The organism is Hydrogenophaga sp. GW456-12-10-14-TSB4 (assembly GCF_059424305.1).
On sequence record NZ_JBWKZH010000008.1, the window covers coordinates 17,843 to 43,845 of the forward strand.

The 26,003-nt window shown below is 68.3% G+C and carries 26 protein-coding genes and 1 riboswitch; of the genes, 14 read left to right on the forward strand and 12 right to left on the reverse strand.

Features of this window, described 5'->3' with window-relative positions:
• The first annotated feature begins 32 nt into the window (after positions 1-32).
• Together uvrA and AC07ZS_RS06245 are read left to right on the forward strand one after the other, a co-directional pair.
• Positions 33-5,912, forward strand: coding sequence for an excinuclease ABC subunit UvrA (gene uvrA, locus AC07ZS_RS06240; protein ID WP_494797717.1), 5,880 nt, complete (start codon positions 33-35; stop codon positions 5,910-5,912).
• Positions 5,912-6,238: a hypothetical protein gene (locus AC07ZS_RS06245; protein WP_494797718.1), complete on the forward strand. Its 327-nt coding sequence runs from the start codon at positions 5,912-5,914 to the stop codon at positions 6,236-6,238. Before uvrA ends, AC07ZS_RS06245 begins: the two co-directional genes overlap by 1 nt.
• A 4-nt stretch (positions 6,239-6,242) precedes the next feature.
• Here the strand turns inward: AC07ZS_RS06245 and AC07ZS_RS06250 are convergent, their stop codons facing one another.
• The 3 genes from AC07ZS_RS06250 to AC07ZS_RS06260 are packed head-to-tail and all read right to left on the reverse strand — an operon-like array spanning position 6,243 to position 8,709.
• The gene (locus tag AC07ZS_RS06250) at positions 6,243-6,623 is read right to left on the reverse strand and encodes a hypothetical protein (protein WP_494797719.1); all 381 of its coding nucleotides are present in this window, start codon (positions 6,621-6,623) and stop codon (positions 6,243-6,245) included.
• Positions 6,624-6,658: 35 nt separating this feature from the next.
• Entirely contained in the window at positions 6,659-7,912 is a 1,254-nt protein-coding gene (locus AC07ZS_RS06255; RefSeq protein ID WP_494797720.1) for an MFS transporter, read from the reverse strand.
• Positions 7,909-8,709: an HAD-IIB family hydrolase gene (locus AC07ZS_RS06260; protein WP_494797721.1), complete on the reverse strand. Its 801-nt coding sequence runs from the start codon at positions 8,707-8,709 to the stop codon at positions 7,909-7,911. The genes AC07ZS_RS06255 and AC07ZS_RS06260 overlap by 4 nt, the downstream gene beginning before the upstream one ends.
• Before the next feature lie 102 nt (positions 8,710-8,811).
• Positions 8,812-8,901: riboswitch (S-adenosyl-L-homocysteine riboswitch) on the forward strand.
• Between the two features lie 68 nt (positions 8,902-8,969).
• Between AC07ZS_RS06260 and ahcY the strand changes: the two genes are divergently transcribed.
• The 5 genes from ahcY to AC07ZS_RS06285 all read left to right on the forward strand — a co-directional run bounded on the left by ahcY (position 8,970) and on the right by AC07ZS_RS06285 (position 13,311).
• Positions 8,970-10,421 (forward strand): adenosylhomocysteinase, encoded by a 1,452-nt coding sequence (gene ahcY / locus AC07ZS_RS06265; RefSeq protein ID WP_494797722.1) that lies wholly within the window; start codon positions 8,970-8,972, stop codon positions 10,419-10,421.
• Between the two features lie 109 nt (positions 10,422-10,530).
• A complete protein-coding gene (locus tag AC07ZS_RS06270; protein WP_494797723.1) occupies positions 10,531-11,283 on the forward strand; it encodes a TlyA family RNA methyltransferase in 753 nt (250 codons plus the stop codon).
• A 15-nt stretch (positions 11,284-11,298) separates the two neighbouring features.
• Positions 11,299-12,129 carry a methylenetetrahydrofolate reductase [NAD(P)H] gene (gene metF, locus AC07ZS_RS06275; RefSeq protein WP_494797724.1) on the forward strand — a complete coding sequence of 277 codons (831 nt, stop codon included), beginning with the start codon at positions 11,299-11,301 and terminating at the stop codon, positions 12,127-12,129.
• The gene (locus AC07ZS_RS06280; RefSeq protein WP_494797725.1) at positions 12,126-12,560 is read left to right on the forward strand and encodes a septal ring lytic transglycosylase RlpA family protein; all 435 of its coding nucleotides are present in this window, start codon (positions 12,126-12,128) and stop codon (positions 12,558-12,560) included. The genes metF and AC07ZS_RS06280 overlap by 4 nt, the downstream gene beginning before the upstream one ends.
• A 145-nt stretch (positions 12,561-12,705) precedes the next feature.
• The gene (locus AC07ZS_RS06285) at positions 12,706-13,311 is read left to right on the forward strand and encodes an OmpW/AlkL family protein (RefSeq protein ID WP_494797726.1); all 606 of its coding nucleotides are present in this window, start codon (positions 12,706-12,708) and stop codon (positions 13,309-13,311) included.
• 9 nt (positions 13,312-13,320) lie between these two features.
• Here the strand turns inward: AC07ZS_RS06285 and AC07ZS_RS06290 are convergent, their stop codons facing one another.
• Genes AC07ZS_RS06290 through paaA form a run of 5 tightly spaced genes read right to left on the reverse strand, consistent with a single transcriptional unit; the run spans position 13,321 to position 17,096 of the window.
• On the reverse strand, positions 13,321-14,427 hold the full coding sequence (locus AC07ZS_RS06290; RefSeq protein WP_494797727.1) for a 2Fe-2S iron-sulfur cluster-binding protein: 1,107 nt from the start codon (positions 14,425-14,427) through the stop codon (positions 13,321-13,323).
• Between the two features lie 4 nt (positions 14,428-14,431).
• Entirely contained in the window at positions 14,432-14,938 is a 507-nt protein-coding gene (paaD, locus tag AC07ZS_RS06295; RefSeq protein ID WP_494797728.1) for a 1,2-phenylacetyl-CoA epoxidase subunit PaaD, read from the reverse strand.
• A gap of 9 nt (positions 14,939-14,947) precedes the next feature.
• Positions 14,948-15,790, reverse strand: coding sequence for a 1,2-phenylacetyl-CoA epoxidase subunit PaaC (gene paaC / locus AC07ZS_RS06300; RefSeq protein WP_494797729.1), 843 nt, complete (start codon positions 15,788-15,790; stop codon positions 14,948-14,950).
• On the reverse strand, positions 15,790-16,086 hold the full coding sequence (gene paaB / locus AC07ZS_RS06305; RefSeq protein WP_494797730.1) for a 1,2-phenylacetyl-CoA epoxidase subunit PaaB: 297 nt from the start codon (positions 16,084-16,086) through the stop codon (positions 15,790-15,792). Before paaB ends, paaC begins: the two co-directional genes overlap by 1 nt.
• Complete coding sequence (gene paaA / locus AC07ZS_RS06310) at positions 16,083-17,096, reverse strand: 1,2-phenylacetyl-CoA epoxidase subunit PaaA (protein ID WP_494797731.1); 1,014 nt, start codon at positions 17,094-17,096, stop codon at positions 16,083-16,085. The genes paaB and paaA overlap by 4 nt, the downstream gene beginning before the upstream one ends.
• A gap of 140 nt (positions 17,097-17,236) precedes the next feature.
• Between paaA and AC07ZS_RS06315 the strand changes: the two genes are divergently transcribed.
• On the forward strand, positions 17,237-17,896 hold the full coding sequence (locus tag AC07ZS_RS06315) for a CAP domain-containing protein (protein ID WP_494797732.1): 660 nt from the start codon (positions 17,237-17,239) through the stop codon (positions 17,894-17,896).
• A 9-nt stretch (positions 17,897-17,905) separates the two neighbouring features.
• Here AC07ZS_RS06315 and AC07ZS_RS06320 read toward each other — a convergent pair whose 3' ends face one another.
• Positions 17,906-18,823: a 23S rRNA (adenine(2030)-N(6))-methyltransferase RlmJ gene (locus AC07ZS_RS06320; RefSeq protein WP_494797733.1), complete on the reverse strand. Its 918-nt coding sequence runs from the start codon at positions 18,821-18,823 to the stop codon at positions 17,906-17,908.
• A gap of 206 nt (positions 18,824-19,029) precedes the next feature.
• Here AC07ZS_RS06320 and rplM point away from each other — a divergent pair, with 206 nt between their 5' ends.
• The 5 genes from rplM (at position 19,030) to erpA (ending at position 21,556) form a co-directional block, all read left to right on the forward strand.
• Positions 19,030-19,461 carry a 50S ribosomal protein L13 gene (rplM, locus tag AC07ZS_RS06325; protein ID WP_291121334.1) on the forward strand — a complete coding sequence of 144 codons (432 nt, stop codon included), beginning with the start codon at positions 19,030-19,032 and terminating at the stop codon, positions 19,459-19,461.
• 12 nt (positions 19,462-19,473) lie between these two features.
• Positions 19,474-19,866, forward strand: a complete 393-nt coding sequence (gene rpsI / locus AC07ZS_RS06330) for a 30S ribosomal protein S9 (protein WP_494797734.1) — start codon at positions 19,474-19,476, stop codon at positions 19,864-19,866.
• Between the two features lie 101 nt (positions 19,867-19,967).
• Positions 19,968-20,675, forward strand: a complete 708-nt coding sequence (locus AC07ZS_RS06335; RefSeq protein WP_494797735.1) for a DUF6776 family protein — start codon at positions 19,968-19,970, stop codon at positions 20,673-20,675.
• A gap of 29 nt (positions 20,676-20,704) precedes the next feature.
• Positions 20,705-21,103 carry a bactofilin family protein gene (locus AC07ZS_RS06340; protein ID WP_494797736.1) on the forward strand — a complete coding sequence of 133 codons (399 nt, stop codon included), beginning with the start codon at positions 20,705-20,707 and terminating at the stop codon, positions 21,101-21,103.
• 87 nt (positions 21,104-21,190) lie between these two features.
• Entirely contained in the window at positions 21,191-21,556 is a 366-nt protein-coding gene (erpA, locus tag AC07ZS_RS06345) for an iron-sulfur cluster insertion protein ErpA (protein ID WP_204732818.1), read from the forward strand.
• Between the two features lie 69 nt (positions 21,557-21,625).
• On the opposite strand, the gene AC07ZS_RS06350 is transcribed toward erpA, so the two are convergent.
• Positions 21,626-22,987 carry a M23 family metallopeptidase gene (locus AC07ZS_RS06350; protein WP_494797737.1) on the reverse strand — a complete coding sequence of 454 codons (1,362 nt, stop codon included), beginning with the start codon at positions 22,985-22,987 and terminating at the stop codon, positions 21,626-21,628.
• Positions 22,988-23,190: 203 nt separating this feature from the next.
• Here AC07ZS_RS06350 and tyrS point away from each other — a divergent pair, with 203 nt between their 5' ends.
• Positions 23,191-24,441, forward strand: a complete 1,251-nt coding sequence (gene tyrS / locus AC07ZS_RS06355) for a tyrosine--tRNA ligase (RefSeq protein ID WP_494797738.1) — start codon at positions 23,191-23,193, stop codon at positions 24,439-24,441.
• Positions 24,442-24,742: 301 nt separating this feature from the next.
• Here tyrS and AC07ZS_RS06360 read toward each other — a convergent pair whose 3' ends face one another.
• On the reverse strand, positions 24,743-25,396 hold the full coding sequence (locus AC07ZS_RS06360; RefSeq protein WP_494797818.1) for an ankyrin repeat domain-containing protein: 654 nt from the start codon (positions 25,394-25,396) through the stop codon (positions 24,743-24,745).
• 35 nt (positions 25,397-25,431) lie between these two features.
• Positions 25,432-25,926 (reverse strand): GlcG/HbpS family heme-binding protein, encoded by a 495-nt coding sequence (locus tag AC07ZS_RS06365; protein WP_494797739.1) that lies wholly within the window; start codon positions 25,924-25,926, stop codon positions 25,432-25,434.
• Between the last annotated feature and the right edge of the window lie 77 nt (positions 25,927-26,003).

Below are 26,003 nucleotides of genomic sequence, written 5' to 3' on the forward strand. Positions count from 1 at the left end.
AGAATCTTTGCGTCCCCCTCTGGAGCCCATGCATGTCCGATGCCTTTCTGCCCGCCGATTCCCCCGTGGGCGCGATTTCAACCGCGCCCGAGGCCGATGGGCGCGACCACCCGACGGAAGGCGGCTCCGGGCTGATCCGCATCCGGGGTGCCCGCCAGCACAACCTCAAGAACCTCGACCTCGACATCCGCACCGGCGAGCTCACCGTGGTCACCGGGCCCAGCGGCTCGGGCAAGTCCAGCCTGGTGTTCGACACCCTGTTCGCTGAAGGCCAGCGCCGCTACGTCGAGACCTTCAGCGCCTACGCGCGCCAGTTCCTGGACCGCATGGACAAGCCGGCCGTCGACCGGGTCGACGGCGTTCCCCCGGCGATCGCCATCGACCAGACCAATCCGGTGCGCTCCTCGCGCTCCACCGTGGGCACCATGACGGAGCTCAACGACCACCTGAAGCTGCTGTTCGCGCGCGGCGCCGACCTGTTCGACCGCGAGACCGCGCAGCCGGTGCGGCACGACTCCCCCGAATCGATCTATGCCGAACTCAAGGCGCGCGCGGCGCGCCAGGGCGACCCGCGCCTGGTGCTGACCTTTCCGGTGGAACTGCCGGCCAGCACCACCGCTGAAGAAGTCGAACAATGGCTCTCGGCCAGCGGCTACACCCGCGTGCAGGCCGAGCGGGTGGTGCAGCGCGAGGTCGTCGCGACAGTGGAGGCCAAGGCCCCCGCCAAGGGCAAGGCCAAGCCGGTGGCCAGCGAATCGGTGAAGGTGCTCGACGTGGTGGCCGACCGTTTCCGCATCGGCACGGTCGAGCCGGCGCGCGCGATGGAGGCGATCGAAGCCGGCCTCAAGCGCGGCGGCGGCAAGCTGATGGTCTATGTGCTGGCCGAGGAGGGTGAGCCCGAGATCTGGCGCTTTTCAACGGGCCTGCATTGCCCCGAGAGCGACATCCGCTACAGCGAGCCCACGCCGTCCATGTTCTCGTTCAACTCGGCCGTCGGTGCCTGCGAGGCCTGCCGGGGCTTCGGCCGCGTGATCGGGGTGGACTACGGCCTGGTCATCCCCAACGACAAGCTCACGCTGCGCGCCGGTGCGGTCAAGGTGTTCCAGACGCCCGCGTGGAAGGAGTGCCAGGACGACATGATGCGGCACGCCGAAGCGGCCGGCATCCCGCGCGACACGCCCTGGGCCAAGCTCACGCCCGAGCAGCAGCACTGGGTGAAGGCCGGTTCGCCGCAGTGGAACGGCAAGTGGAACCAGCAGTGGTACGGCGTGGACCGCTTCTTCGAGTACCTGGAGAGCAAGGCCTACAAGATGCACATCCGCGTGCTCTTGTCCAAGTACCGCAGCTACACCGAGTGCCCCAGCTGCCACGGCGCGCGCCTCAAGACCGACAGCCTGCTCTGGCGCATCGGCAGCAAAGCCCAGGCCGACGCGGTGCTGCCGGCGCCGAAACGCTACCTGCCGCAGGGCGTGAAGTGGAGCCGTGCGCAGCTCGAAGCCTTGCCCGGTCTGTGCCTGCACGACCTGATGCTGATGCCGCTGGACAAGCTGCGCGTGTTCTTCGCCTCGCTCGACGCCACGCTGGCCCCGGCCGGCAGCGACACGGCCGCCGCCGGCCAGGCGCAGGCGCTGCGCCTGCTGTTCGAGGAGATCAACACCCGCATCCGCTACCTGTGCGAGGTCGGCATCGGCTACCTCACGCTGGACCGCCAGAGCCGCACGCTCAGCGGCGGCGAGGTGCAGCGCATCAACCTCACGACCGCGCTGGGCACCTCGCTGGTGAACACCCTGTTCGTGCTCGACGAGCCCAGCATCGGCCTGCACCCGCGCGACATGGCGCGCATCAACGACGCCATGCTGCGCCTGCGCGACGCCGGCAACACGCTGGTGGTGGTGGAGCACGACCCGGCCGTGATGCTGGCCGCCGACCGCCTGATCGACATGGGCCCGGGGCCGGGCGAGCGCGGTGGCAGCATCGTGTTCGACGGCACGCCCGAGGCGATCCGTTCGGCCGACACGCTCACCGGCGCCTACCTCGGTTCGCGCAAGACCATCGGCATGGGCTTCAAGCGCATGGTGACCGACAGCACGCCGCGCCTCATCCTGGAAGGCGCGCGCGAGCACAACCTGAAGGACGTGTCGGTCGAGTTTCCGCTGCAGCGCCTGGTGGTGGTCACCGGCGTGTCGGGCTCGGGCAAGTCCAGCCTGATCCAGGACGTGCTGGCGCCCGCCTTGCTGCGCCACTTCGGCAAGTCCACCGAGAGCCCGGGCGCGCACGACCGCCTGCTCGGGGCCGACCACCTGAGCGAAGTCGTGTTTGTCGACCAGTCGCCCATCGGCAAGACCGCGCGCTCCAACCCGGTGAGCTACGTGGGCGCGTGGGACGCGATCCGCGCGCTGTTCGCCGAGGCGCCGCTGTCGCGCCAGCGCAGCTACACGCCGGCCAAGTTCAGCTTCAACAGCGGCGACGGGCGCTGCCCGACCTGCGGCGGTTCGGGTTTCGAGCACGTGGAGATGCAGTTCCTGAGCGACGTCTACCTGCGTTGCCCGGACTGCGACGGCAAGCGCTACCGGCCCGAGATTCTGGAGGTGAAGATCCAGCGCGGTGGCCGTTCGCTCAACGTGGCCGACGTGCTGGACCTCACCGTGAGCGAGGCCGCCGCGCTGTTCGCGGGCGACCGCGAGGTGATCCGTGTGCTGCAGCCCATCGTGGACGTGGGCCTGGAGTACGTGAAGCTGGGCCAGCCCGTGCCCACGCTCTCGGGCGGCGAGGCGCAGCGCCTCAAGCTCGCGGGCTTTCTGGCCGAGGCCTCCAAGAACAGCAGCGCGAGCCGCCAGGCGGTGGCGCGCAAGGGCACGCTGTTCCTGTTCGACGAGCCCACCACCGGCCTGCACTTCGACGACATCGCCAAGCTCATGCGCAGCCTGCGCAAGCTGCTCGACGCCGGCCACTCGCTGGTGGTGATCGAGCACAACCTGGACGTGATCCGCGCGGCCGACTGGCTGATCGACCTCGGCCCCGAGGGCGGTGACGCCGGCGGCCTGATCGTGGCCGAGGGTCCGCCCGAAGCGGTGCGCGAACACGCCAGCAGCCACACCGCGAAAGCGCTGCGCGAGTACGCGCTGGCCATGGGCGAGGTGCACGAAGTGCGCGAAGGCCGACCCATGGGCCTGCAGCCCGCGCGCGCGCGCGCCGAGGGGGCGCACGCCCACGCCATTCGCATCGTCAACGCGAAAGAACACAACCTCAAGAACCTCAGCGTGGACATCCCGCGCGGCAAGTTCAACGTCATCTCCGGCGTGAGCGGCTCGGGCAAGTCCACGCTGGCCTTCGACATCCTGTTCAACGAAGGCCAGCGGCGCTACCTCGAGAGCCTGAACGCCTACGCGCGCAGCATCGTGCAGCCGGCGGGCCGGCCCGAGGTGGACGCGGTCTACGGCATCCCGCCGACCGTGGCGATCGAGCAGCGCCTCTCGCGCGGCGGCCGCAAGTCCACCGTGGGCACCACCACCGAGGTCTGGCACTTCCTGCGCCTGCTCTACGTGAAGCTGGGCACGCAGCATTGCGTGCACGACGGCGCGGCTGTGATGCCGCAGAGCGCCGACAGCATCGCCGCCGCCATCCTGGCGCGCTACAAGGGCCGGCACATCGGCCTGCTCGCGCCGCTGGTGGTCAACCGCAAGGGTGTGTACACCGAGCTCGCCGACTGGGCGCGCCCGCGCGGCCACACCCACCTGCGGGTGGACGGCGAGTTTCTGCCCACCACCGGCTTCCCGCGCATCGACCGCTTCAAGGAACACACCATCGAACTGCCGGTGGCCGACTTCGTGGTCAGTGCCGACGACGAGGCCGCGCTGCGCCGCGAGCTCAACAAGGCGCTGGAGATCGGCAAGGGCGTGGTGCACGTGCTCACCCCGCTCGACGGCCTGGCCCAGGCCCTGGCCGAGGGCGTGTCCACGCGCGACCTGGGCACGCTGGAGGTGTTCTCCACCACGCGCGCCTGCCCCATCTGCGCCACCAGTTACCCCGAGCTCGACCCGCGCCTGTTCTCGTACAACAGCAAACACGGCTGGTGCCCCGACTGCGTGGGCACCGGCGTGAAACTGTCGAAAGACCAGCGCAAGGCGCTGGACGACTCGGTGCGCGACGACAAGGAAAAGGGCCGCGAGCAGAGTTTTGCCGAACCCGAGGTGGACGACCTGGTGGACGAGGCCTGCCCGGCCTGTGCGGGCACGCGCCTGAACCCGCAGGCGCGCGCGGTGCGTTTTGCCGGCGTGGGCATCACCGATGTCGCCTGTCTCTCGGTGCGCGACGTGCGCACCTGGGTGCAGGGCCTGATGAAAGACCTGGCGCTCAGCGCGCGCGAGGCCGACATCGCGCGCGACCTGCTGCCCGAGATCGAAAGCCGCCTGGCCTTCCTGGAAGAGGTGGGCCTGAACTACCTCACGCTGGACCGTGGCGCGCCCACGCTCAGCGGCGGCGAGGCGCAACGCATCCGCCTGGCGGCGCAACTGGGCAGCAACCTGCAGGGCGTGTGCTACGTGCTCGACGAGCCCACCATCGGCCTGCACGCGCGCGACAACGCCATCCTGCTCAACGCGCTGCACAAGCTCGGCGACCAGGGCAACACCCTGGTGGTGGTGGAGCACGACGAGGACACCATCCGCCGCGCCGACCACATCATCGACATCGGCCCGAGCGCGGGCAAGCGCGGCGGCCGCGTGGTGGCCCAGGGCTCGGTGGATGACCTCTCGGCCAACGCCGACTCGGTGACCGGGCGCTACCTGCTGCATGCGATGAAACACCCGCTGCAGGCGCGCCGCGGCGCGCCGCCGGCCGACGAAGGCGCGCACTGGCTGCGGGTGAAGGGCGCCAACCTGCACAACCTGAACGAGCTCGACGCCGCCGTGCCGCTGCAACGCCTGGTGGTCATCACCGGGGTGTCGGGCTCGGGCAAATCCACGCTCGCGCGCGACGTGCTGCTGACCAACGTGGCCGCCGCCGTGAGCCAGCGCAGCACCAAGGCCGGGCGCGACGCCATGGACAAGGGCAAGTACCCGGCCTGGAGCGGTTGCGCCGGCGTGAGCGGCTTCGAGACCGTGGACCGTGTGCTCGAAGTCGACCAGACCCCGATCGGCAAGACGCCGCGCAGCTGCCCGGCGACCTACATCGGTTTCTGGGACACGGTGCGCAAGCTGTTCGCCGACACGCTGGAGGCCAAGGCGCGCGGCTACGGCCCGGGCCGCTTCAGCTTCAACACCGGCGAAGGCCGCTGCCCGGCCTGCGAAGGCCAGGGCATGCGCACCATCGAGATGAGCTTCCTGCCCGACGTGAAGGTGCCTTGCGAGGTCTGCCACGGCGCTCGCTTCAACCCTGAGACCCTGGCCGTGACCTGGAAGGGCAAGAGCATCGGCGACGTGCTGCAGATGGAGGTGGACGAGGCGGTGGACTTCTTCGCCAGCATGCCCAACATCAGCCACCCGTTGCAACTGCTCAAGGACGTGGGCCTGGGCTACCTCACGCTGGGCCAGCCCAGCCCGACGCTCAGCGGCGGCGAGGCGCAGCGCATCAAGCTGGTGACCGAGCTCAGCAAGGTGCGCGACGACGTCACGCGCCGGGGCCAGAAGGCGCCGCACACGCTCTACGTGCTCGACGAACCGACGGTGGGCCTGCACATGGCCGACGTGGAGAAGCTGATCCGCGTGCTGCACCGCCTGGTGGACGGCGGCCACAGCGTGGTGGTGATCGAGCACGACCTGGACGTGATGGCCGAGGCCGACTGGATCATCGACCTCGGGCCCGAGGGCGGCAACGGCGGCGGTCGCATCGTGGCTGCCGCGCCGCCCGACGAGGTGGTGCGGCTGGGCACGCACACCGGGCGCGTGCTGGGGCCGGTGCTGGCGCGCACCTGATGCACGAAGGCCAGGTCATCCACATCCATGCCGAGGCGCCGGCCAAGCCGGCGCTGGGCGCGCCGTGCAACGGTTGCGGGGTGTGTTGCCTGGCCGAACCCTGTCCGCTTGGGCGGGTGATTTCGCGCAAGCGCTTCGGCGCGTGCGACGCCTTGCGCTGGGACGGGGCTTTGGCGGTCTACCGCTGCGGTGCGGTCAGCGACGCGCGCGGTGTGCTGGGTCCGCGCTGGCGCTGGGCGGCGCCGGTGTTCCAGCGGCTGGCGCGGCGCTGGATCGCGGCCGGCGTGGGGTGTGATGCCGCGCTGCTGGCCGAGCGCGGCGACTGAGCGGTCAGCGCGCGAACAGCACGACCACGCCCACCGCCAGGACGGCCAGGGCCCCCATCAACAGGCGCGTGCGCTTGCGCAGCAGGTCCACGGCGCCCACCAGGCGTGCGTTCTGTTCGGCCAGTTCGGTCAGGGTCTGCGCCATCTGGGTCTGCACGGCGGCCTGCTGGTCGATCAGCTGGCGCGCCTCAATCAGGCGGTTCTTGAGTTCGCCCAGGGTGGGCGGGGCTTCGCCCAGGTCCAGCGGCACCGGCGGCGCTGTGCCGGCCGGTGGTGTCTTCGAGCGATCCAGCAGCTTGCGCGCGGCGTTGAGCACCGTGGGCGCGTGTTCGATCACGTCCCCCCAGGGGATCACTTTCAGGGCAACCAGCCAGGGAATGGCCATGGGGAGATCCTTTCGCTTGTCAGGTTGGGAGCCGCTCAACCGCGCGGGGTTCCTTCAGATGGGGCCGAAACGGTCCGTCTCAACAGCCACCAGCCCACACCGGCCACCGACAGCAGCAGGGCCGGGAAGCCCAGCGTGGGCGCCCACTGCAGCGCGGCGGCGCCCAGCGCGGGCGCGAGCACCCCGCCCAGGGTGTAGGACAGCACCAGCACGGCGGTGCTGTTGACCAGGGTGATGCCTTCTTCGCGCGAGCCGATGTCGATCATCGCCAGGGTGTAGAGGCAGCCGCCCGCGCCGCCCCAGAGGAAGGCCACCGGCGCGGCCAGCCAGGGCGTGCCGGCCACGAAGGGGATGACCAAGGTGGCCAGCAGGGTGATCAGGGCGCAGACCCGCATGATGGCCAGGCGCGCGCGGTGGCCGTCGCCCCAGCGCTGCGCCGGGTGGTGGGCCATGCGGTCGGCCAGCACGCCGGCGGGCAGCATCATGAGGGCGCTGCCCAGGCCGCTGGCCGAGACCAGCAGCGCCGACACGGTGGCGCCCAGGCCCAGCGCCAGGCCGTAGAGCGGCAGGATGGACGTGAGGCCGCTTTCAAAGAAGCCGCCGACGAAGCCCACGGTCATGATCAGCGGGTGCGCCAGCAGCGCGTGCCACACCCCCGAGAGGCCCACCTTCGCGCTGTGCGCGTCGGCGGCGTCGGGCAGGCGCGGGATCAGCAGGCTCCAGACCAGGCCGATGGCCATGAAGCCCAGCGCGATCCACAGCGCGGCGTCGCTGTCGGCGCCGACCCAGGCCAGCATGAGCGGGCCGACCACGAAGGTGATGCCCACCATGGTCTCGAAGATGCCGACGTAGCGCCCGCGCTGCCCGGGCGGCGAGAACTCGGCCACCACGGCCTCGGCCAGCACCCAGCGCAGGCCCGAGGCCATGCCGGCGGCGATCTTGAACACGAACCAGAGCCAGAGCAGCGGTGTGAAGGCGAAGCCGGCGGTGGCGATCACCGGGATCAGCGCGGCCAGCCACAGCGTGGGCCGCCGGCCCAGGCGCTGCGTGATGGCCGAGGCGAACGGCGTCATGAAGAACACGCCGAGCCAGCCGCTGGCGGCGAACACGCCGGCCAGCGCGGTCGATTCGCCGCCGCCCTTGAGGCGCAACAGCAGCAACGGCGTGAGCATGAAGTAGCCCACCAGCTCGAAGAAGGTGGAGCCGAAGATCGCGACCAGGCCGAGCCGCGCCTCGGCGGGCGGGTGGTGCGGCAGGGCGCCGGTGGGTGGCAGCGGGTGTTCGCTCATGCGAGCCCGCTCCGTGCGCCCAGCACCGCATCGGCCACCTCGGTGAAGCCCGCGCCGCGCTCGCCCGCCGCCACATAGCGCGGGTGCTGCGTGAGCGCGCCCCAGAAGCGCGCGACGTTGGCCACGCCCACACTGTGCGGGAAGTGGCCGAACATGCGCGCGTCGTTGGTCGAGTCGCCCACGTAGACCCAGCGGTCGAGTTCGTCGTCGAGTGCGCGGCCCAGGTGCGATTGCACGATCCAGCGCGCACCGGCGAGTTTGTCGTGCTCGCCGATCCAGCCGTTGATGTGGATGGAGCTTACGGTGGCGTTGAGGCCTTCGCTTTTCATGAGCTGCACCACGGCCGCGATGTCGGCCTCGCTCAGGTGCGCGAACTCGCTGTGGTCGATCGCGATGTCGGTCTCGCGCCCGGGGCTGTCGGTGGCCAGGCGGGCCTGTGGCAGCTCGGCCAGCACGCGTTGCGCGGTGGCTTGCAGCCGGGCGAAGTGGGCGGCGCGCGTGGCCGCATCCTGCAGGTAGTCGCGCTTGAGTTCGCCCGATGCGCCGCGCCACAATGCCACGGCGCCGTTTTCGGCCACGATGGCGTCCACCGGCCAGGCCAGGGCGAAGGCCTCGCTCCAGCCGGCGGGCCGGCCGGTGATGGCGAACACCGGCAGGCCGGCGGCGCGCAGGCGGTGCAGCGCGTCCAGGGCATCGGGGGTGATCGCGCCCTCGGTCGTGAGGGTGTCGTCGATGTCCGTCAGCACGCCGTGGATGCGGGCGCGGTCCGTGGCCGGCCAGAGGGTGAGGGGGTTCATGCGCATGGAAGGCCGGCAGTGTCGCACAGGGCCCCGCGGGGCGCAGGTGCCACCGGCGACGCACGGCAGGGGGCAGATCGGGCTCGCTGCGGTAGAATCGCGCGATCCGAGGAGCGTTGCAGCGCCCCCACTGAACAGATTCAGCAGCGGGGCGTGAGGCTCGGACCATCCCTGCAACGACGCTCATCCACATCCCGTGCGATGAGTTCTTTTTTGACTCCCTGCGAGATGTGGTTTGTCCATCCTTTCCGGAGCGAACCATGAATGCACGTCTGAAAAACCCCGTCGCTGAAGACAGCGCGATCGCCGACATTTCCCTGGCCGACTGGGGCCGCAAGGAAATCCGCGTCGCCGAGACCGAAATGCCCGGCCTGATGGCCATCCGCGACGAGTTCGCCAAATCGCAGCCGCTCAAGGGCGCGCGCATCACCGGCTCGTTGCACATGACGATCCAGACCGCCGTGCTGATCGAGACCCTGCAGGCGCTGGGTGCCGAGGTGCGCTGGGCCTCGTGCAACATCTTCTCGACGCAGGACCACGCCGCCGCCGCCATCGCGGCCAAGGGCACGCCGGTGTTCGCGATCAAGGGCGAGTCGCTGGAAGACTACTGGGACTACACCCACCGCATCTTCGAGTTCGGCCCCAAGGGCAGCAAGACCGAAGGCCCGAACATGATCCTGGACGACGGTGGCGATGCCACGCTGCTGATGCACCTCGGTGCCGCAGCCGAGAAGGACATCAAGGCGCTGGGCAAGGCCAAGAGCGATGAGGAAAAGATCATCCACGCGGCCATCAAGGCCAAGCTCAAGCAGGATCCGACCTGGTACAGCCGCCGCCTGAAGAACATCGTCGGCGTGACCGAAGAGACCACCACGGGCGTGCACCGCCTCAACGAGATGTCGGCCAAGGGCACGCTGCAGATGCGCGCCATCAACGTCAACGACTCGGTGACCAAGAGCAAGTTCGACAACCTGTACGGCTGCCGCGAATCGCTGGTCGATGGCATCAAGCGCGCCACCGACGTGATGATCGCCGGCAAGGTCGCCGTGGTCGCCGGCTACGGTGACGTGGGCAAGGGCTCGGCCCAGGCGCTGCGCGCGCTGTCGGCCCAGGTGTGGGTGACCGAGATCGATCCCATCAATGCCCTGCAGGCCGCGATGGAAGGCTACCGCGTCGTGACCATGGAGTATGCCGCCGACAAGGCCGACATCTTCGTGACGACCACCGGCAACAAGGACGTGATCCGCTACGAGCACATGGCGGCCATGAAGGACCAGGCCATCGTCTGCAACATCGGCCACTTCGACAATGAGATCGACGTCGCCTCGCTGGAGAAGAACTGCCAGTGGGACGAGATCAAGCCGCAGGTCGATCACGTGATCTTCCCCAAGGTCGGCAAGAAGCCGGCCAAGCGCATCATCCTGCTGGCCAAGGGCCGGCTGGTGAACCTGGGCTGCGGCACGGGCCACCCGAGCTATGTGATGTCGTCCTCGTTCGCGAACCAGACCATCGCCCAGATCGAACTGTTCACCAAGCCCAACGCTTACAAGGTGGGCCAGGTCTACGTGCTGCCCAAGCACCTGGACGAGAAGGTCGCTCGCCTGCAGCTGTCCAAGCTGGGCGCGCAGCTGACCAAGCTCACCAAGGAGCAGGCCGCCTACATCGGCGTGCCGGTGCAGGGCCCTTACAAGCCCGACACCTACCGGTATTGAACGAAACACCCCCGCCGCGCTTCGCGCGACCCCCTCAAGGGGGCGATGCTGGCGGCCCGGCAAAGCCGGTTCCGCGGCATCTCTGGGCTTGGCGTGTGGGCGCTCCAACATGCGTGCTGATCAACTTCTCGTTGAGCGCGGCCTGGCCGCCACCCGTTCGCAGGCCCAGCGGCTCATCGCCGCGGGCGTGCAGTGGCGCGCGGCGGGCAGCGACTGGAAAGCGGTCACCAAGAACGGCGAGGAACTGCGCGAGACGGCCGAGCTGCGCCTGCTGGATACGGCGGAAACGCGCTACGTGTCGCGCGGCGGCCTCAAGCTGGAAGGCGCGCTGCGCCACGCCGGTCTCGACGTGAGCGGCCTGCGCTGCCTCGATGTGGGGCAGAGCAGCGGCGGTTTCACCGACTGCCTGTTGCAGCGCGGCGCGGCGAAGGTCGTGGGGGTGGACGTGGGCCAGGGCCAGCTGCACCCGCAGCTCCGGGGCGACCCGCGCGTGGTCTGCATCGAGAAGTGCAACGCGCGCGATCTGTCGACCGACACCCTGATGGAGGCGGGCGGTGCGCCGCCCTTCGACCTGATCGTGGGCGACCTGTCGTTCATCTCGCAGACGCTGGTGTGGCCGGCCGTGGTGCCTTTGCTGGCACCGGGCGGACACCTGCTGATGCTGGTCAAGCCGCAGTTCGAGCTGCAACCCGAACACATCGGCAAGGGCGGCCTGGTGAAGGACGCCGCGAGCTACGCCATCGTGCGCGAGCGCATCGCGCAGGCCTGTGAAGACCACGGCCTGCGGATGCGCGATTACGTCGAGAGCCCGATCACCGGGGGTGACGGCAACCGCGAGTTTTTTGTGTATGCGAGCCAATGATGCAAGGAGGGGACCGTGAGTCTTCCCATCAGCCTGGAATTCTTCCCGACCAAGACGCCTGAAGGCGCGGTCAAGCTGCGCGCGGTGCGCCAGCAGCTGTATGCGCTCAAGCCCGAGTTCTGCTCGGTGACCTTCGGCGCCGGCGGCTCCACGCAGGACGGCACGCTGCAGGCCGTGACCGAGATCATGGGCGAGGGCTGCCCGGCCGCGCCGCACCTGAGCTGCATCGGCCAATCGAGCCAGAGCATCCGCGAGCGCCTGGCGGCCTACACGGCCGCCGGCATCCGCCGCATCGTGGCCCTGCGGGGCGACCTGCCCAGCGGTTACGGCGCGGGCGGCGAGTTCCGCTACGCCAGCGACCTGGTGGCATTCATCCGCCAGGAGACGGGGGACCGCTTCCACCTGGAAGTGGCCGCCTACCCCGAGACGCACCCCCAGGCGAAATCGCCGCAGGCCGATCTGGAGGCCTTCGCGGCCAAGGTCAAGGCCGGTGCCGATTCGGGCATCACGCAGTACTTCTTCAATGCCGATGCCTACTTCCACTTCCGGGACGAGATGCAGCGCCTGGGCGTGGACGTGCCGGTGGTGCCGGGCATCATGCCCATCACCAGCTCCACGCAGCTGATGCGTTTCTCCGACGCCTGCGGTGCCGAGATCCCGCGCTGGATCCGCATGCGCCTGCAGGCCTTCGGCGACGACACCGCGTCGATCAAGTCCTTTGGCCTGGACGTGGTGACCGACCTGTGCGAGCGCCTGCGCAGCGGCGGTGTGCCGGGGCTGCACTTCTACACCATGAACCAGAGCGCGGCCACGACGGACATCGTCCAGCGCCTCGGTCTTGCATGAGCCTCAAGCCCGCGCTCACGCTCGCGCTGGCCACCTTGCTGTGGCTCGGCGGCTGCGCGACGCGAGCGCCTGACATGCCCGACCTGGGCAGTCTGCCCGATGCCTCGGCCGACGACACCGACACCCCGGAGGCCACCGAGGGCGTCATCGCGCGGGGCGTGGCGTCCTGGTACGGCGAGCCTTTCCACGGCCGGCGCACCGCCAGCGGCGAGGTCTACGACATGAACGAGCTCACCGCGGCCCACAAGACCCTGCCGTTCGGCACCCGCGTGCGCGTGCGCCACGCCCGCACGGGCAAGGAGGTCACGGTGCGCATCAACGACCGCGGTCCGCACGTGCCGGGCCGCATCATCGACCTCAGCCGCGCGGCCGCGTCGGCGCTGGGCATCGTGCAGGGCGGGGTCGGCCGGGTCGTGCTGTTGCGCGACTGAGCGCGCGGCTTGACCTGTATCAAGCAACCGGCACCGGCAAGGCCCGGTTTCTGACCGGTTTGACGTGGCGCAACGCGGCGCCATGAACGGTCTTCTGTAATGAACGCGGGGATTCTCCCGAGTCAACGCAACACAGAAGACCATCATGAAAACGCAGCATTTCGCCCTGGCCGCCCTCGCATCCACCTGCCTGTTCGCGTCCGGCACCGCCCTGGCGCAGGACTTCCAGGCCGGCAGCGTGCTCGTGCGCGCCCGTGCCGTGCACCTGGACAGCGCCAACAAGGACAGCACCGGCCTGGGCCTGGCCATGAACAACAAGGGGCTGCCCGAAGTCGACGTCAGCTACTTCTTCAGCAAGCACCTGGCGGCCGAGCTCATTCTCACCGTGCCGCAGAAGCACACCATCACGTCGAACGGTGCGGCCATCGGCACGCTGCGCCACCTGCCGCCCACGCTGACGGTGCAGTACCACTTCGATGCGCCCGGCTTCAAGCCCTACGTGGGCGCGGGTTTCAACTACACGCGCTTCAGCTCGGTGCACCTGCTGGGCGGCGCGGCCGACGTGAAACGCAACAGCTTCGGCCCGGCGCTGCAGGTGGGCGTGGACATTCCGCTGAGCAAGCAGCTCTACCTGAACGTGGACGTGAAGAAGGTCTTCATCAAGACCGACGTGAGCGCCGGCGGCGTGAAGATCGGCCAGTTCAAGGCCGACCCCGTGCTGGTCGGTGTGGGCCTGGGTTGGCGCTTCTGAGCGACAGCTTCAGCGCTCGTCGTAGCTCACCACCACGCGGTCGGTGGTGGGCCGCGCCTGGCAGCTCAGCACGAAGCCCTTGTCGGTTTCCCAGGGCTCGAGCGTGAAGTTCTTGTCCATCTGCACCGCGCCTTCCATCACCTTGGCGCGGCAGGTGCAGCACACGCCGCCCCGGCACGACCAGGGCAGGTCCAGGCCGGCGTTCAGGGCCACGTCGAGCACGCGCTCGTCGCGGTTCATGCGCAACGGGTGCGGCTTGCCGTCGAGCACCACGGTGAGCTCGACCTCGCCTTCGGCGCGCACGGCCGGTTGGCCGAGCACGGCGGCCCGGCGCTGGGCCGCCGGCAAGGCCTCCAGCGTGGGCGAGGTGAAGCGCTCGGTGTGCACGCGGTCGGGGCGCACGCCGGCGTCGAGCAAGGCCTTTTCGGTCGCCTCGATCATGGCTTCGGGGCCGCAGATGAAGACCTCGTCCATGCTGCCCACGGGCAGCAGCGTGTCGATCAGCGCGCGCACCTTGTCGGCGTCGATGCGGCCTTCGAGCAGCGGCACCTCCTGCGCCTGGCGCGAGAGGATGTGGATCAGCGTGAGGCGGTCTGCGTAGCGGTCCTTCAGGTCCTGCAGCGCCTCGTTGAACATCACGCTGCCCATGCGGCGGTTGCCGTAGACGAGCGTGAATTTCGAGGTGGGCGATTCTTCCAGCGTGCTGGCGATGAGCGAGAGGATGGGCGTGATGCCCGAGCCAGCCGCGAAACCCACGCGGTGCACCGCGCGCGGCTTGTGGATGGTGAAGCGGCCGTCGGGCGGCATCGCCCTGAGCGTGTCGCCGGCCTTCAGCTGGGTCGCCGCCCAGTTGGAAAACACGCCCCCGTCCACGGGGCGGATGCCCAGCGTGAGTTCGCCGCGCTGCGTGAGCAGGCTGCGCGGGCTGCTGATGGAGTAACTGCGGCGCACGTCCTGCCCGTCGATGGTTGCGCGCACGGTGAGGAACTGCCCCGGCTCGAACGCGAAGGCGGCGCGGTGCTCGGGCGGCACGGCGAAGGTGATTGCCACCGCGCCAGCGGCCTCGGGGCTGATGCGGGCGATCGGGAGTTCGTGGAAGCGGGCGGCGGTGGACATGGCGTCAATACGGTTTGAAGTAGTCGAACGGTTCCAGGCAGTCGAGGCAGCGGTACATCGCCTTGCAGGCGGTGGAGCCGAAGGGTGAGGTCTCGGTGGTGTGGGTCGATCCGCACTGTGGGCAGGGCACGGTCTCGCGGCGCAGCGCTTGGCGCGAGAACTTCAGGGGCGCTGTGGCGGAGCCCGGCGGCTCGCTGCCGCATTGCGGCGGCGCGATGCCGTAGGTGCGCAGCTTCTCGCGCGCGGCCTCGCTCATCCAGTCGGTGGTCCAGGCCGGGGCGAGCTGCGTGACCACGCGCGCGGTGATGCCGGCGTCCGCCAGCGCGGCGCGCACGTCGTCCTCGATCTGGCCCATGGCCGGGCAGCCGCTGTAGGTCGGGGTGATCACCACCTCGGGGGTGCCGTCCGCGCCGGTGCGCACGCCGCGCAGGATGCCGAGCTCGCTCAGGCTGACCACCGGGATCTCCGGGTCGGCTAGGCCGGCGAGCGCGTCATGGATGTCGGCGTGCATGGTGGGGTCTCACCACACGGCTTGCGGGTGTGCGCGCGCCAGGCTCTGCATCTCGGCGAGCAGGAAGCCCATGTGCTCGGAGTGCACACCGTGTTTGCCCTGCGGCACGTAGCCCTGCACGGCGGGGCGCTGCAGCGTGGCCTCGTTCAGCGTGTCGTCCACCAGCGCGTCCCAGTCGGACTGCAGGCCGGCCACGTCGACGCCGGTGCCGTTGTTCACCGCGGCCGTTTCGGCCTCGCTGCCGATCCAGAACTCCTGGCAATAGGGCAGCAGGTGCTGCAGCGCGGCCTGCGCGCGGGCGTGCGATTCGTCGGTGCCGTCGCCGAAGCGCACCAGCCAGTCGCTGGCGTGGCGCAGGTGGTAGCGCACCTCCTTGAGCGACTTGGCCGCGATGGCGGCGAGCTGCGCATCGCGGGACGCTTGCAGCCGCTCCCACATCAGCGCCATGAGCGCGCTGTAGAGGAAGTTGCGCGCGAGGGTGGTGGCGTAATCGCGGTCGCCGGACGCGGTGCTGGCCAGCGGGCCACTGTGCGGCAGCTCCAGCAGCGTGAGGTTGCGGAATTCGTGCGTGTCGCGGAAATAGGCCAGCGTGTCCTCGGTCACCGCGCCCTCGCTGCGCGCGCCCTGCAGGTGGGCGAAGCGCCGCGCCTGGGTCGGGTCGGTGTTGATCAGCGTGGCCGCGTGCTGGTAGAGCAGGCGCGCCTGGCCCAGCAGGTCCAGGCTGTTGTTGGCCAGCGCGAGGTCTTCCTCGAGGATGGGCCCATGGCCGCACCATTCGGCGTTGCGCTGGCCCAGCACCAGGGCGTTGTCGGCCAGGTGCAGCAGGTAGTCGATCGGCGCGCTGGTGCCCATCACATGTGCCCCACTTTGTCGGGGATCTCGTAGAAGGTGGGGTGGCGGTACACCTTGTCGGCGGCCGGGTCGAAGAAGCTGTCCTTGCTGTCGGGCTCGCTGGCCGTGATGCTGCTGCTTTGCACCACCCAGATGCTCACGCCTTCCTGGCGGCGCGTGTACACGTCGCGCGCCAGGTGCAGCGCGTGCTGCGCATCGCTGGCGTGCAGGCTGCCGCAGTGCTTGTGCTCCAGGCCCTGCTTGCTGCGCACGAAGACCTCCCAGAGCGGCCATTCCTTGAGTGCGGGGGGGTTCATGCGGCTTCCTTCATGTGGCGTTCCTGTTGCTTGCGGGCGTGGGCGAGGGCGGCTTCGCGCACCCAGGCGCCGTCGTTCCAGGCCTTCACGCGGGTGGCCAGGCGTTCCTTGTTGCAGGGGCCGTCGCCGTTGACCACGGCCCAGAACTCGTCCCAGTCGATGGGGCCGTAGTCGTGGTGGCCGCGCGCCTCGTTCCATTTCAGCGCCGGGTCGGGCAGGGTGACGCCCAGCACCTCGGCCTGCGGCACGGTGGCGTCCACGAACTTCTGGCGCAGGTCGTCGTTGCTGATGCGCTTGATGCCCCAGCGCATGCCCTGCACGCTGTTGGGGCTGTCGGCGTCGGGCGGGCCGAACATGGCCAGGCACTTCCACCACCAGCGGTTCACCGCGTCCTGCACCATGGCCTTCTGCTCGGCCGTGCCCTGCATCATGGCCATCAGCGACTCGAAGCCCTGGCGCTGGTGGAAGCTCTCTTCCTTGCAGACGCGGATCATGGCGCGCGCATAGGGGCCGAAGCTGCAGCGGCACAGCGGGATCTGGTTCATGATCGCCGCGCCGTCCACCAGCCAGCCGATCACGCCGACGTCGGCCCAGGTCAGGGTGGGGTAGTTGAAGATCGAGCTGTACTTGGCCTTGCCGCTGTGCAGCGCGTCGAACATCTGGTCGCGGCTGGTGCCCAGCGTCTCGGCCGCGCTGTAGAGGTACAGGCCATGGCCCCCTTCGTCCTGCACCTTGGCCACCAGGATCGCCTTGCGCTTGAGGCTGGGCGCGCGGGAGATCCAGTTGCCCTCGGGCAGCATGCCCACGATCTCGCTGTGCGCGTGCTGGCTGATCTGGCGCACCAGCGTCTTGCGGTAGGCGTCGGGCATCCAGTCGCGCGGCTCGATCTTGCCGTCGGCGTCGATGACGGCATCGAAGTGCGCCTGCAGGGCGGTGTCGTGGGGCACGGCCTGGAGCGGGGCGCCGGTCCTGGCGTCGGCGTCGGGCACGTTGAAAGACTGGGTGTACATGCGAAGTCTCCTGCACAGTGGGGGTGCGGATCGGAGTATAGCGAGTTAGCCGACCGATCGGTCGGCGAATTTTGCAGTGCCCGCCCAACGGTCTACATCCGCTTACCTGACCCCATGCGCCCGACCCTAGAGTGGAGCGCATGCAACACCTGTCTCATTCTCGCGAACACCGGCTCGCCGGCCTGGCCCTGATCCTGGGCGCCGTGTTGACCTTGACCGCCTGCGGCGGCGGTGGGGGTGGCGGCAGCGGCGCGGGCGTCAGCGGTGCGGCGGACACCACGGTGGGCGTGCCGTCGCCGCCGAGCAGCGCGGGCGGCTCCAGCACCGCGGGTGGCGGCTCGACGCTGGTCGCCCTGGACGCCGGCACCAGCTGCAACCTGCCCGATTTCCGCAACAGCCTGCTGCAGCAGATCAACGCGGCGCGGGCCGTGGCGCGCAGCTGCGGCGGCACCGCCATGCCGGCGGTCGGGCCGTTGGCCTGGAATGACGCGCTGTTCTCCGCCGCCGCCCGGCATTCGACCGACATGGCGGCCAACAACTATTTCTCTCACACCGGGCTCGACGGGCGCACCGTTGCCCAGCGCATCGCCGCCGAGGGCTATGCGTGGTCGTGGGTGGGGGAAAACATCGCGGCGGGGCAGACCTCGGTCTCGACCGTGATGAACGGCTGGCTGGCCAGCGCGGGCCACTGCGCCAACATCATGCGCGCCGAGTACCAGGACGTGGGGGTGAGCTGCGTGCAGCGCAGCGGCACCACCTACGGCCGCTACTGGACCATGGCGCTGGCCCGGCCGCGCTGAAACCGGCGCTCAGCCGCCGGACTCGACCGCCTGGGACTTGCCGCGCCCGCGGCCCAGGTGGGTGAGCAGCTGGGGCAAGGCCGCCTGCAGCGTGCCCTTGAGGGTGTGCGGCGGGTTGATCACGAACATGCCGCTGGCCGTCAGGCCCGGGCGATCGTCCGGGCCATGGGTCGGGTCCTGGCCGATCGCCAGCGTGGCGTTCAGCCAGGGCTTCTGCGCCTGGTTCGATAGGGTGCGCAGGCGGCGCGGCAGGTCGTGCGCTTCGGGGCGCGGGATCACCGGGTACCAGACCAGATAGGTGCCGGTCGGAAAACGCCGGATGAGCTCCTGTATGCAGGCACTCACTTTGCCGTAATCGCTCTTGATCTCATAGCTCGGGTCAATCAACACAAGCGCGCGTTTCGAGCCGGTCGCCGAGGGCGGCGGCGGCAGCAGCGGCTTGACCCCCTCGAAACCGTCTTCTCGCGCCACCGTGATCTGGCGGCCGGCCTCGAGCTGGGCGATGTTGCCCGACAGGGTGCGGCTGTCGGTGGGGTGCAGCTCGAACAGCTTGAGCCGGTCGCGCGACTCGGTCCGCAGCAGCTGGTGCATGACGAACGGCGAGCCGGGATAGACCCGCAGCGCGCCCGAGGGATTGAAGCCGGCCACGAGGTCGAGGTAGTCGTCGATGGCGGGGGCGACGGCCTCGGTGGAGGGGCCGTCGGCCGCTCGCAAGGCGCCCATGAGCTTGACGACGCCGTCCTTGGCCTCGCCCCCGGTCTCGGTGTAGTCGCCGTCGAGCCGGTAGAGCCCGGCGCCGGCATGGGTGTCGATCAGCGTCATTCCCGCCTCTTTCTGCATCAGATGGCGCAGCGTGGCGATGAGGGTGATGTGCTTGAGCACGTCGGCATGGTTGCCGGCGTGGAAGGCGTGTCGGTAGCTGAACATGCCCTGATGGTAGCCGTTTGCCCCCTTGGCCCGGCCATCGGGGACAGGCGGTTTGCCATCCGGAGCCGGAATTTCGTACAATGGAGGGCTTCGCAGCGATTTGCTGGCTCCGCGGCGAAGCATTCAAAACCCACCTAAGAGCGTTCCGACAGAGAACGACCGACCGTGGAAAAGAGCCGCCAAACCACCTCTTCAAGAGAAAACTCATGACCAAAACGTTCAGCGCCAAACCCGCTGACGTGACGCACGAGTGGTTTGTGATTGACGCGACCGACAAGGTCCTCGGACGAGTAGCCAGTGAAGTTGCTCTCCGTTTGCGCGGCAAACACAAGGCCATTTACACGCCTCACGTCGATACCGGTGACTTCATCGTCATCATCAACGCAGCCAAACTCCGCGTCACGGGCAACAAGGCCCTCGACAAGGTGTACTACCGTCACTCGGGTTTCCCCGGCGGTATCTATGGCACCAACTTCCGCGACATGCAGGCCAAGCACCCTGGCCGCGCGCTCGAGAAGGCCGTCAAGGGCATGCTGCCCAAGGGCCCGCTCGGTTACGCCATGATCAAGAAGCTCAAGGTGTACGGCGGTGCAGAGCACCCGCACACCGCCCAACAGCCGCAAGTGCTGGAACTCTAAAGGAGCCTTGAGATGATTGGTGAATGGAACAACGGAACCGGCCGTCGCAAATCCAGCGTGGCCCGCGTGTTTCTGAAAAAAGGCAGCGGCAAGATCACGGTCAATGGCAAGGACATCCAGGCCTACTTCGGCCGTGAGACCTCGATCATGATCGCCAAGCAGCCCCTGCTGCTGACCAACCACGCCGAGACCTTCGACGTGCAGGTCAACGTGCACGGCGGCGGCGAATCCGGTCAGGCCGGTGCCGTGCGCCACGGCATCACCCGCGCCCTGATCGACTACGACGCCACGCTCAAGTCGGGCCTGTCGCAAGCCGGCTTCGTGACGCGCGATGCCCGCGAAGTGGAACGGAAAAAGGTCGGTCTGCGCTCCGCGCGCCGTCGCAAGCAGTTCAGCAAGCGCTAAGCACGCTGCACATGCTCCAGAAGCCGCCTGCAAGTTCAAACTTGGGGCGGTTTTTGCTTTCTGGAGCCAGGTTGCGTTTGCTTGCAGTTTGAGAGGTTTGAATGCGCTTTCGCCTGTTGCGAAGAAGGCTGACGGTCAGCGCGCCGCGGGTGTCGGTGCGCAGCACCTTGCCGTGGCCCTTCCGCTGGCTGTTCGGGGCGCTGATGCTGGGGTTTTCGGCCGCGCTGGCGGTCTGGGCCTTTGAATTCGGCAAGGACATCGCCGGGCTCGACCGCAACGCCCAACAGGAACTGGCGCAACTGCGCCGCGAGGTGCAGAGCCTGCGCACCGATCTGAGCGAGGCCCAACTGGTGGCCAACACCTCGGACAGCCTGCTGATTGCGGAGCGCAGCACGCAGGAGCAGCTGAAGATGCAGATCCGGCAGCTGCAGGCCGACAACGAGCTGCTGCGCAGCGATCTCGGCTTCTTCGAGCGCCTGATCCCCGGTTCCGGCAACGACGCGCTGAGCATCCGCGGCCTGCAAGCCGAGCGCCTGTCGCCCACCCAGCTCAAATGGCAGGTGCTGATGATCCAGGCCAGCAAGAACGCGCCCGATTTCAAGGGGGCGCTGGAAGTGACGCTGACCGGCACGCTGGCCGGCAAGCCCTGGGTGGCCAAGTCCGCGCCCGCGCCGCAGCCGGTGCTGATCAAGGGCTACCTGCGCATGGAGGGCGTGGTGGACGTGCCCGCGCAGGCCGTGGTAGAAAATGTGACCGCCAAAATCCTGCAGGGCACTTCGGTCAGGTCCATGCAATCCTTCAACCTGTAACCATCGCGGTCCGCCGTCGGGAGATCCTCATGTTTGCCAAGAAAAAACAACCCCCCATCAAGAGCCTCATTGCCCAGGGCACCCGCATTGAAGGCAACGTGTTCTTCCAGGATGGGCTGCGCATCGACGGCGAAGTGATCGGCGATCTGCGGGCCAGCGACGAGAAGCCCAGCATTCTGGTGGTCAGCGAGGTGGCGGTCGTGACGGGTCAGATCCACGCCGATCACGTGATCATCAACGGCCACGTCAAGGGACCGGTGCTCGCCTTCGAGCTGCTGGAGCTGCAGCCCAAGGCGCACATCGAGGGCGATGTGTCCTACAAGGCGCTGGAAATGCACCAGGGCGCCACCATCGCCGGCCAGCTCAAGCCCATGGTCGGCGGGATCGAGGACAAACCCACACTGAAACTGGCGGCAAACAACGGTTGAGCGCATACCCGAGCGATTTGATTTAGTATCACTCGAATCTACGGGGCGATCCGCCCCCTCGCCCCACATTGCAGGAAGAGGTATTCCATGAGCGCAGTCGCCGAAAACATCCAGACCGACATGCCGGCACCGCTGGTCTTCACCGACAGCGCGGCGGCCAAAGTGGCCGAGCTGGTGGCCGAAGAGGGCAACCCCGATCTCAAGCTGCGCGTGTTCGTGCAGGGCGGCGGTTGCTCGGGCTTCCAGTACGGCTTCACCTTCGATGAGATCGTGAACGAAGACGACACCACCATGACCAAGAACGGTGTCTCCCTGCTGATCGATGCGATGAGCTACCAGTACCTGGTCGGCGCCGAGATCGACTACAAGGAAGACCTCGAAGGCGCCCAGTTCGTGATCAAGAACCCCAACGCGACCACCACCTGCGGCTGTGGTTCGAGCTTCAGCGTCTGAAGCCGTTTTATCGCGCCAATCAAAAAAGGGAGCCGCTGGCTCCCTTTTTTGTTGTGGCCATCGCCCCAATTACTGGGCGTTCGCCTGCTGGATGCTGGCGGCGGCGTTGAGCTGCATGCGCTGCAGCTGGGCCACGGCCTCGAAGCGCTGGCGCAGGGCCGCCGGCACCGGGATGGACTCGCTCTGGCGCGCGATGGCCAGCGGATCCACGTGCACGCCGTTGTCGCGGAACTCCAGGTGCAGGTGCGGCCCGGTGGAGGCGCCCGTGGTGCCGACCGCGCCGATGAAATCGCCCTGGCTCACGCGCTGGCCCTTGCGCACGCCGATGCGGCTGAGGTGGGCGTAGACGGTGACCTGGTTGTTGCGGTGCTTGACGTAGATGACGTTGCCGTAGCCGCGTTGCACACCCGCGAACTCGACCGTGCCGTCGCCGATGGTGCGCACCGGGGTGCCGGTGGGGGCGGCGTAGTCCACGCCCATGTGGGCTTTGCGGCCGCCCGTGATGGGGTGGAAGCGCATGCCGTAGCCACTGCTCACGCGCGAGAACTCCAGCGGGGAGGCCAGGTAGTAGCGGCGCGAGCTCTGGCCGTCGAAGCTGTAATAGCCGCCCTTGTGCCCCGGTTCCTCGAACCACACGGCCTGGTGCTGCTGACCGTCGTTGGCGAACTCGGCGCTCAGCACCCGGCCGGTGCGCAGGCTCTCGCCGTCGGCTTCCAGGCTCTCGTAGACCACGTTGAAGCGGTCGCCCTGGCGCAGGTCACGGCGGAAGTCGATGCTGCTGGAGAACATCTCGGCCAGCTGGATGGCCACCGGGTCGGGGATGCCGGCCGCATCGGTGGCGGCGAACAGCGAGCTGCGGATCACGCCGCTGGCCAGCCGGGAGGAGGCGGTGAGCTCACCTTGTTCGAGGCGCGAGCTGAACGCACCCTGGGCGTCTTTCTCGACGACGAGGCGGGTGAAGCCGCGCTCGTCGGCCGACAGCCAGCGCGCGGTCAGGCGCAGCAGGGCCTGGCCGTCGGTGGCTTCGACGCTCACCAGCCGGCCGGCGCGGCCGAGCAGCTGGCGCGCGACGGTGTCGTTGCGCAGGAAGGTCTGGGCTTGTGAGTCGGTCACGCCCATGCGCTGCAGCAGGCTCTGGGCGGTGTCGTCGCGGCGGGTGGTCTCGCTGCGGAACAGCACCAGCGGGGCGGCGGGCTGGGCGGCCAGGAGGCTCTGGATGTCTTGCTGCGTGGGGGCGTCGAGGGCTTCGACGACCTGGCGTACGGGCAGGTCGGCGGCGTCGGGGGCCAGCGGCGCGATGCCGAAGGCGGTGACGCCGGTGCCCAGCAGCAGCACACCGAGACCGCCCATGATGCGGCGGGGGTGCCGGGCAAGGCTTTGGCTCGTGGCATCAGCGAGGCTGGCCAGCGTGTGAAGTAGCGAACGGGTCAAAATCGTTGTTTCCGGTAAGGCCGGCCCCGGTGGTTGGGGCCGCGCGCACAAAAAAAGAGCGGTTGAGGCGGAACAAGTTCACTCAAGCGCTCATGCGGTGACGAACTGGCTTGATATCGTGCAAAAAGCGGGCCAACTAAAATCCGTCATTCGCGCCCGGTATTTTAGCCAGTGCACCGTCCTTCGCATCTGAAAAAACCCCTATGACAGCCTCCAGAAACGACGCCGAAAGTTCTCAGAAATCCGTGCCACTGACGGACGGTGTCCAAGAAGCACTCAGCGTCACGCTGCGGGGGTGCGAAGAATTGATACCTCAGGCCGACTGGGTCAAAAAATTGTCACAGTCGGAAACCAGCGGCCGGCCGCTGCGCATCAAGCTGGGGCTGGACCCGACGGCGCCCGACATCCACATCGGTCACACGGTGGTGTTGAACAAGATGCGCCAGTTGCAGGACCTGGGGCATCAGGTGATCTTCCTGATCGGTGATTTCACCAGCCTGATCGGCGATCCCTCGGGCCGCAACAACACGCGCCCGCCGCTGACGTCGGAGCAGATCAAGGCCAACGCCGAGACCTACTACAAGCAGGCCAGTCTGGTGCTGGACCCGGCGCGCACCGAGATCCGCTACAACAGCGAGTGGAGCCTGCCGCTGGGTTCGATGGGCATGATCCAGCTGGCGGCCAAGTACACCGTGGCGCGCATGATGGAGCGCAACGATTTCCACGACCGTTTCAAGGCCGGCACGCCGATCAGCGTGCACGAGTTCCTGTACCCGCTGATGCAGGGTTACGACTCGGTGGCGCTGCAGAGCGATCTGGAGCTGGGCGGCACGGACCAGAAGTTCAACCTGCTGATGGGACGCCATCTGCAGGCCGAGTACGGTCAGGAGCCACAGTGCATCCTGACCATGCCGCTGCTCGAAGGTCTGGACGGCGTGGACAAGATGTCCAAGAGCAAGAACAACTACATCGGCATCACTGAAGATGCCAACTCGATGTTCGCGAAGGTGCTCAGCATTTCGGACACGCTGATGTGGCGCTGGTACACGCTGCTGTCGTTCAAGTCGCTGGCGCATATCGAGTCGCTGAAGCAGGCGATCGCGCAGGGTGCGAACCCGAAGGACGCCAAGGTGGCGCTGGCCAAGGAGATCACCACGCGCTTCCACAGCGCGGCGGCGGCGGACGCGGCGGAGCAGGACTTCATCAACCGCAGCAAGGGTGGTGTGCCGGACGAGATTCCCGAGGTGTCGCTGTCGGGTGCGCCGCTGGGGATCGCGCCGCTGCTGAAGTCGGCCGGGCTGGCTCCTTCCAACAGCGAGGCCAACCGCCTGATCGACGGGGGTGGTGTTCGTGTGGACGGCGCTGTCGTGAGCGACAAGGGCCTGAAGCTGCCTGCGGGCACCTTCGTGGTTCAGGTGGGTAAGCGCAAGTTTGCTCGCGTGACTTTGAGCTAAGGCCTTTCCGTCTTCTACCTCGCGGGCTCGGGGCGCCTGGGCGCTCTGCTCCGCGGGTGTCCCCCGAACCGGCTTCGCCAGTTCTCCTCCTTTACCCCGCTGCGCAGAACACCCAGGCCCCCCGAGTCAAGATGTGTTTGGCTCACACCTTTTGCGCTTGCTTGGTGCGCCTGAGTGCGTGGGGGCGGAGGGCGCAGCGACGTAAAGGAGGAGGGGCGGCGAAGCCGCCCCGGGGGACAGTCGCGGAGCCCTCCGCCCCCACGCACTCAGGCCGAGAGAAGAAGCCAAAAAAGCAAAAGACTCAGCGAGCCCCAGCCTTCTCCAGCATCGTCACCATGGCCGAGTACCCGCGAGACCGCGCCAAAGCCAAAGGCGTCTGCCCCGACCGGTCCGCCAACTGCAAACCGGCCCCCGCATCGATCAGCGCCTTGAGCGTGGCCTGGTGGCGTGGACCCCCGTCGCCCAGCACGATGGACTCGATCGTCGCTGTCCAGTGCAGGTTGTTCACGTGGTCCAGCGGTGCACCGGCGGCAATGAGCTGGCGCACCACCCCATCGTGACCCAGGTGCGCCGCCGCGATCAAGGCCGTGCCGTCGTAGCGGCTGGTCGTCTGCTTCGCGCTCGCGCCCAGCTGCAACAACAACCGCAGCGTCTCTTCATCGTCCGCCACCGAAGCGATCGTCACCGCGTCGTAGCGGTCGTTCTCCAGTCGGTTGATGTCGGCGCCCGCCTTCACCAGCGCGCGGATCGCCTCGCGCTGCCGCGCGAAGGTCGCCACGTGCAAAGGCGTGCGACCGCGTGCGTCGGTGGCATCGAGCGCCGCGCCGCCGGCCACCAGGCGCGCGATCTTCGCGGCGTCGCCCTGATGTGCCGCCGCGTGCAGGCCGCTGTAGGCCGAGGCCTCGCTGGCGCTGGGCGCCACCTGGGCCCAGGCCGGTGCCGAGGCGATCGCCATCAACAGGCTGGTGATCGTCAGCAACGTGCGGCGTTTCACTTCAGCTGGTCCTTGACCTTGTCGAGCGCGGCGATGGCGCACTGCTCGTCCAGGTGGCCGCCGGGCGCACCGCCCACGCCCACCGCACCGATCACCTCGTTGCCCACCTTCACCGGCACGCCACCGCCCAGCAGCAGGTAGCCGGGGATGTCGGTCAGGTTGGCGGCGGCCGGGTTCTTCTGCGCGCCTTCCATGATGGCCAGCGTGTTGTTCTTCGCCGAGGCCGAGGTGAAGGCCTTCAGGCGGCTGGCTTCCAGCGTGTGCGGGCCGGCGTTGTCGGCGCGCATCACGGCGCGCACACCACCGGCGCGGTCCACCACCGTGGCCGCCACGTTGTAGCCGGCGGTGCTGCAGGCGGCGACGGTGGCGCTGGCGATCTGGGTGGCGAGTTCGAGCGACATGTTCTTCTCCACGCGCACGCTCTGCGCGCTGGCCAGGGCGGCGGCGCTGAGGGAAACGGCGAGGATGGACGCTTTGACGAAGGCTTGCATGGAGTTCTCCGGGTGTTGTGAAACGGTTCGATCAACCGTGGGAGAACTGTAGAAATTCGCGCCCGGAACCACCATTC